Source organism: Acinetobacter sp. TY2 (assembly GCF_046269225.1).
Lineage (GTDB): Bacteria > Pseudomonadota > Gammaproteobacteria > Pseudomonadales > Moraxellaceae > Acinetobacter.
Map to the genome: position 1 here is coordinate 1 of NZ_JBJZOR010000051.1, position 5,407 is coordinate 5,407.

Annotated in this window: 9 protein-coding genes; 4 read left to right on the forward strand and 5 right to left on the reverse strand. The window is 31.5% G+C overall.

The window, feature by feature from the left end; translation table 11 throughout:
* Nucleotides 1-94: 94 nt before the first annotated feature.
* Together ACK1JC_RS16740 and ACK1JC_RS16745 are read right to left on the reverse strand one after the other, a co-directional pair.
* On the reverse strand, nt 95-406 hold the full coding sequence (locus ACK1JC_RS16740; protein WP_004650130.1) for a helix-turn-helix domain-containing protein: 312 nt from the start codon (nt 404-406) through the stop codon (nt 95-97).
* Complete coding sequence (locus ACK1JC_RS16745; protein ID WP_004650131.1) at nt 387-710, reverse strand: hypothetical protein; 324 nt, start codon at nt 708-710, stop codon at nt 387-389. The genes ACK1JC_RS16740 and ACK1JC_RS16745 overlap by 20 nt, the downstream gene beginning before the upstream one ends.
* A gap of 276 nt (nt 711-986) precedes the next feature.
* On the opposite strand from ACK1JC_RS16745, the gene ACK1JC_RS16750 reads away from it, so the two are divergent.
* On the forward strand, nt 987-1,763 hold the full coding sequence (locus tag ACK1JC_RS16750) for a hypothetical protein (protein ID WP_409512942.1): 777 nt from the start codon (nt 987-989) through the stop codon (nt 1,761-1,763).
* 52 nt (nt 1,764-1,815) lie between these two features.
* On the forward strand, nt 1,816-2,343 hold the full coding sequence (locus ACK1JC_RS16755; protein ID WP_409512943.1) for a Bsp6I family type II restriction endonuclease: 528 nt from the start codon (nt 1,816-1,818) through the stop codon (nt 2,341-2,343).
* Between the two features lie 21 nt (nt 2,344-2,364).
* On the opposite strand, the gene ACK1JC_RS16760 is transcribed toward ACK1JC_RS16755, so the two are convergent.
* Nucleotides 2,365-3,360, reverse strand: coding sequence for a DNA cytosine methyltransferase (locus ACK1JC_RS16760; protein WP_409512944.1), 996 nt, complete (start codon nt 3,358-3,360; stop codon nt 2,365-2,367).
* 154 nt (nt 3,361-3,514) lie between these two features.
* Here ACK1JC_RS16760 and ACK1JC_RS16765 point away from each other — a divergent pair, with 154 nt between their 5' ends.
* Both ACK1JC_RS16765 and ACK1JC_RS16770 read left to right on the forward strand, forming a co-directional pair.
* Nucleotides 3,515-3,754 carry a tellurium resistance protein TerC gene (locus ACK1JC_RS16765; RefSeq protein WP_409512945.1) on the forward strand — a complete coding sequence of 80 codons (240 nt, stop codon included), beginning with the start codon at nt 3,515-3,517 and terminating at the stop codon, nt 3,752-3,754.
* Between the two features lie 17 nt (nt 3,755-3,771).
* On the forward strand, nt 3,772-4,116 hold the full coding sequence (locus tag ACK1JC_RS16770; RefSeq protein WP_409512946.1) for a nucleotide pyrophosphohydrolase: 345 nt from the start codon (nt 3,772-3,774) through the stop codon (nt 4,114-4,116).
* A gap of 204 nt (nt 4,117-4,320) precedes the next feature.
* Here the strand turns inward: ACK1JC_RS16770 and ACK1JC_RS16775 are convergent, their stop codons facing one another.
* Together ACK1JC_RS16775 and ACK1JC_RS16780 are read right to left on the reverse strand one after the other, a co-directional pair.
* Complete coding sequence (locus ACK1JC_RS16775; protein ID WP_086192475.1) at nt 4,321-4,617, reverse strand: hypothetical protein; 297 nt, start codon at nt 4,615-4,617, stop codon at nt 4,321-4,323.
* Nucleotides 4,617-5,258: an AAA family ATPase gene (locus ACK1JC_RS16780; RefSeq protein WP_409512947.1), complete on the reverse strand. Its 642-nt coding sequence runs from the start codon at nt 5,256-5,258 to the stop codon at nt 4,617-4,619. The genes ACK1JC_RS16775 and ACK1JC_RS16780 overlap by 1 nt, the downstream gene beginning before the upstream one ends.
* Between the last annotated feature and the right edge of the window lie 149 nt (nt 5,259-5,407).

Here is a 5,407-nt window from a genome sequence, read left to right on the forward strand (position 1 = left end):
TGTTAAAGGTACGACAGGAGTTATACCTCAAGCATCAAATATGTAAAAAAGCCCAACAGGATGTTGGGCTTTTTTATTGCTTGTATCTTTTAGATCAGGCTAAGTTTTCTCGAACAAACTTAGGATCAATAATGAAAAGCTTAATCAGCGATTGAGCTGCTTTACTTGGTCGTCTTGTTCCTTGTTCCCAACTTTCTAATGTTCGTTTTGATGTACCTAGAATATTGGCAAATTGTTCTTGTGTTAAATCCGCTTTCCTACGAGCTAGGGCGACATCTGTTTCAGTAATCACAGTACGTTTTGCTGCATTATTTGCAAGCATATCGTCTATACCCTGCAAAATTTCTGCTTCAATATCTCTAGTTGCTTCAAAAGCTTCGATTTCTTTAGCCGTTAAACGAGTCATTTAATTTCTCCACTAATAATTGAAGTGTCTTTTTACTCAGTTGGGTGGTTTCTTTTTTACTGTAGAGTGTCAGTAGCCAAATTTCACCGTTTTCTAAACGGTTAAAGTAAATGACTCGAACACCAGAGCTTTTACCTCGTCCACCACTTGTCCATCTAACCTTACGAATACCACCTGAATTAGGCTCAACATCACCTGCATTAGGGTTTAAAGATAAGAACGTCTTAAATTCCTCATATTCTTTTTCATCCCAATACATAAAACAAATTTTACTAAAATAAGGCGTTTCACATATTGTTAGCATTTTTAAACCTTGAATACCACATAGTAGTATTTTAATACGACTAAGTCGTATCTGTAAAGAAACTAAAGTACACCGAGATTATCGAAAACCTATTTTTTTGTTCAATAGAAGTATTTTGAGCACATTCGGCTCATAATATGAGCCGAATAAATGGGTTAATCAGCTCATTTTATTTAAGGCATTTCTACTTGCAGGCTAATAGTCGAATTTCGCATAAGAGATTTTATGTTAAATCCAATGTAATATTTATGAACTGAAAACTTTGAATGTTGAAATATGACTTTTAGGAAGCTAACTAAAACCGATAATAATTATGAAGTTAACGCTAAAGTACCTTTTAGCAGTAGAACTAATGCTGAGTGTAGTATTCAAGATTTAGAACAAGCATTTTTATTTAGTTGGAATATGACATTTGGTGCTACAGGAGAGCATCGAAGCTACAGATCTGGTGGTCAATTAGTACGAAATAATCTTCAAAAATTTTGTGATGTCTTTATTGGTAAATTGGGAGAAGTAGCATTTTTTAATATTTCCAAAAAGCGACCAATGGTTAATAACATTACAGAAATTGATTATGAGTGTTATGGATTAGGGAAATGGGATAGCTCTGATTTTGTTATTAACTCTCAATATCATATTGCAGTCAAAACAACTAAACACTTCGGGAATTTACTTTTATTGGAAGAAAAAGATTGGGTAGTTAGAGATGGAAAAGCTATTTATTTACCAAACCAGAATTCTGAAAGTAAAGGAGTTTATGATTTTCTATTTTTTAGTCGAGTAAGAACTGATATTCATGATTTGGTCAAAGAAATAAATTTTTCACAAGAGATTGATATTAATAATTTAAAAAATATTTTTTTTACTAAAATTATTAAGACTGTATCAGTTACTTTAGAAGTAGTTGGATATGTTTCAAATGATAGTTTAGTTAAGATGATTGAAGAAGGTTACATTCTTCCTCAGAATTCGACTCTTAATGGAAAAACGAGAATGGATGCCTCAAATTACTATTTACAAAGTGGTTTCTTTAGACAGATGTCTATTGGATAGAACTTATAGAATCTGTTAAATAGCTCCCTTTACTTAAAGGGGAGAATCTTTAATGGCAACTAATGTCACAACTCAAGACTTAACTTTAATTCTCGAAAGCTATAAAGCTTGGAAATGGTTAAATGTATCTTTATCTCATTTTGCTAGCCGAACAGTAAATTTTCCAGAAGCAATCTCAGAATCATTGTGCTGTTATACATTAAGATATACTTGGCACAATAAAGCTAAGACTAAACTTCCTGGGGATGGTACAGGTCTTAATGGAGAGTTAGTTGAAATCAAAGCAACATCTAATTTTAACCATGACCTAACTTCATTTAGTCCAGATATAAGATTTGATATTCTTATTTTTGCAAGATTAGATTTAGTGAACAATCATCTTTATATATATGATATGAATATGAATTTTAGTCAATTTCAATTATGTCCTGTGAATTTAAATGAGACTGTCCTTGACCATCAAAATCAAGGACGAAGACCTAGATTGTCATTAATTAATCAAATTAATCAACGTAATCTTCAACCTGTTACTGTTTTAGATTTAAATCAACTAGCCTTGCAACTTGGGATTCAATTGTAAAACTTAAGATTACAAATAGCTCTATATAAGAGCTATTTGTTTGTTTTCATTATTTTCTTTTTTAACTTCTAGAGCTTTTTTAATTTCTAAAGCAATTCGCTCAATTACGGGTACTACAACACTATTACCAGCTTGTTTATAAAGGTTCGCATTACTTGTTTGTTCGGGAAGAATAAATTCTTTAGGGAATCCTTGAAAATTAAAACACTCTCTTGGCGTTAACTTTCTAATCGTATCAGGTTTACCTTGGACGTTAAGTAAAGGAACATTATGTCCACCTGTACCCATGTTTGCAGTTAAAGTCGGACACATATTACTTTTGTTTTCACGCACATACTGACGTCTCCACTGATACAAAGTTTTTGCATCTTTAATATCTTCAACTAATTGGTTAAAGAAAGGAGTTTTTTCAGTATAAAAATATTTTTTGTCTATGTTTGTTTCATCTTCTAATAGATCATTTATTGATGTATCTAAAGGAATAGCATGTGGAAATTCAAACTTTTCATAAGCTTTAATATCTTTAAAACAAACAACGTATATACGTTCACGGTTTTGAGGAATATTTCCATATTCACAGGCATTTAAGACTTTGTATTTAACGTGATAACCATGATTTTTAAGGCTCTCAATAATAACTTTAAACGTATTTCCTTGATCATGGCTTACTAGGTTTTTAACATTTTCTAGCAAAATCACAGAAGGCTTTTTCTCTTCAAAGATTCGTTCAAGTTCAAAGTATAAGTTTCCTCTACCTTTTTCATCATCAAAACCTTGTCTATAACCAGCTACAGAAAAAGCCTGGCATGGAAACCCTGCTAGCATAATATCGAAATCTGGGATTTCAGAAGCTTTTACATCATTGATATCTCTATGATCAACAAGAAAATCAAAATTAGCTCTAATGGTCTCTACAGCAAACTTATCAAGTTCATTTGCATAAATGGTTTCAAATCCAGCCTTATCAAAGCTTAGATCAATACCACCAACACCAGCAAAAAAAGATGCACACTTCATTGTCTATTCACGATATGTTTTAACTTGATAAGGAGTCTAAAGAGTTATTTCTAAAAAAGTAGCCCATAAATCACAAAAACACATAAATAATTTGTTAACACATTAATGGTGTGCTATTTTTGGCTAATTAGAATGTCTAAAGAAAGATAGAAATATGACTTATAAAGAGTTTCAAATTGCCCTAATAGGGTTAAATCTAAACATAAAAGATTTTGCGAGAATATTAGGTATGAATCCTAATTCTATAACTAATTATAAGTTGAAAGGATTTGTCCCATTACAATTAGCGATCGTCATCAATCTTATGCAAGAGTTACATAAGAATCAGTTGAATTATTTAGATGTTATAGAAAAAACAAAAAGAGTATTTTCAGAAAATATTATTGAAAATTAAATATTTGGTTATGAAAAATGACAAATGAAATCCAAGAATTACAGCATAAAATTCTAAATTTTAGAAATGATCGAGATTGGGAAAAGTTTCATAAAATTAAAGATCTTGTCTTGGGGTTAACTATAGAAAGTTCTGAGTTAGCTGAACTATTTTTATGGAAAACGGATGAGGAATCAGAGCAAGTCGATGTACAAAAAGTGCGAAATGAATTAGCCGATGTATATATTTTTTTAAACTACATAGCTAAGTATTATGAGATTGATATACAACAGGCTGTTCTTGAAAAAATAGAATTGAATAATCAAAAGTATCCTATTAGTAAATTTAAAGGATCAAATAAAAAATATAATGAACTAGATTAGTTTTTCTAAAATTAACATAATACACCTTATACGAAATGCTTTATTTTATCTGATATAAATCATTTGCTTATAGTATGTCAAAAAGCCCAATCACACCCGATTGGGCTTTTTTAATGATTATTCACGTTTCACGCCTACTAAGTGATCAATGTTTCACGATTTTATTTAATTAAACTGAATAAAATATTGCTTAACTTACGTAAGTTATTTAACTTCATTAAGTACTATATTATGTAACTCTTCTGGAGATAACTTTTGTAATTGATGGATTGCTGCTTTTAGGATTAAAGAACGATTAGCTTTAGCTACTCGAGACTCTACTAGCAAATGATCTATTTCTTTACTCACTTCCTCTGTTAGAGAAAATGTAAAACGACGATAAATTTGTTGAGATATTTCTAGATTCTTTGCCCGTTTAGTAGAACCCACAATAAAATCTTCGATTTGCTTTTCTGGAGATTTAGCTTCATGAGCTGATTTGGTTAACCCTTTTAATGCCATTACAAGTCTCCTAAAAATTCGACTACAAGTTGCTCAATTTCAGTGACAGCTTTTTTGTCAGTGTCTACTTCAAATACAGAAAGACCATTTTCATCAGCATCATCATAAACATTTCGATTGGTTGTGAATTGACTCAGTGGAATAATTCCAAAGGACTCACAGGCCTCTTTTGCATCTAAAATACGCTGAGCTTGGCTAGGCAAAGTCGGGCATTGGGTAATTACAGCATTAGTAATTAGATTTGGATTCACAGCTCTAGCTAAGCGAATAAGCTGTTCAACATGAACTAAAGTTTTAAGATCTCTGCGCTTTGGCCTAAAGGGTAATAGCATATGTGTAGCTATCGTCATTGCTGAACGTAAAGCTTCTGAATCTTGCCCCCCAGCATCAATAATGATGTCTTGGTATCTTTTAGACAGATCATCTAGAACTTGTCGAATATTACCAGCAGCCTGAACGGATGGAATGTTTCTTAGATCTTGATTTACATCACGCTCTTTGACCCAATCTGTTGTAGTACCTTGTGGGTCGGCATCTAAAAGTAAGATGTCATGATTTTTCTGTTGCAGATAAACTGCTAAGTTTTGTGCAAGACAACTCTTCCCAGAGCCACCTTTTTCTCCACCAATTAAAATAATCATTATTTAACTTAAGTAACTTATTTAATAAAATAAGTATAGCTTAGTTATGCTATGGATCAAATAATAACTTACATAACTTACATAACTTACATAACTTACATAACTTACATAACTTACATAACTTACATAACTTACATAACTTACATAAC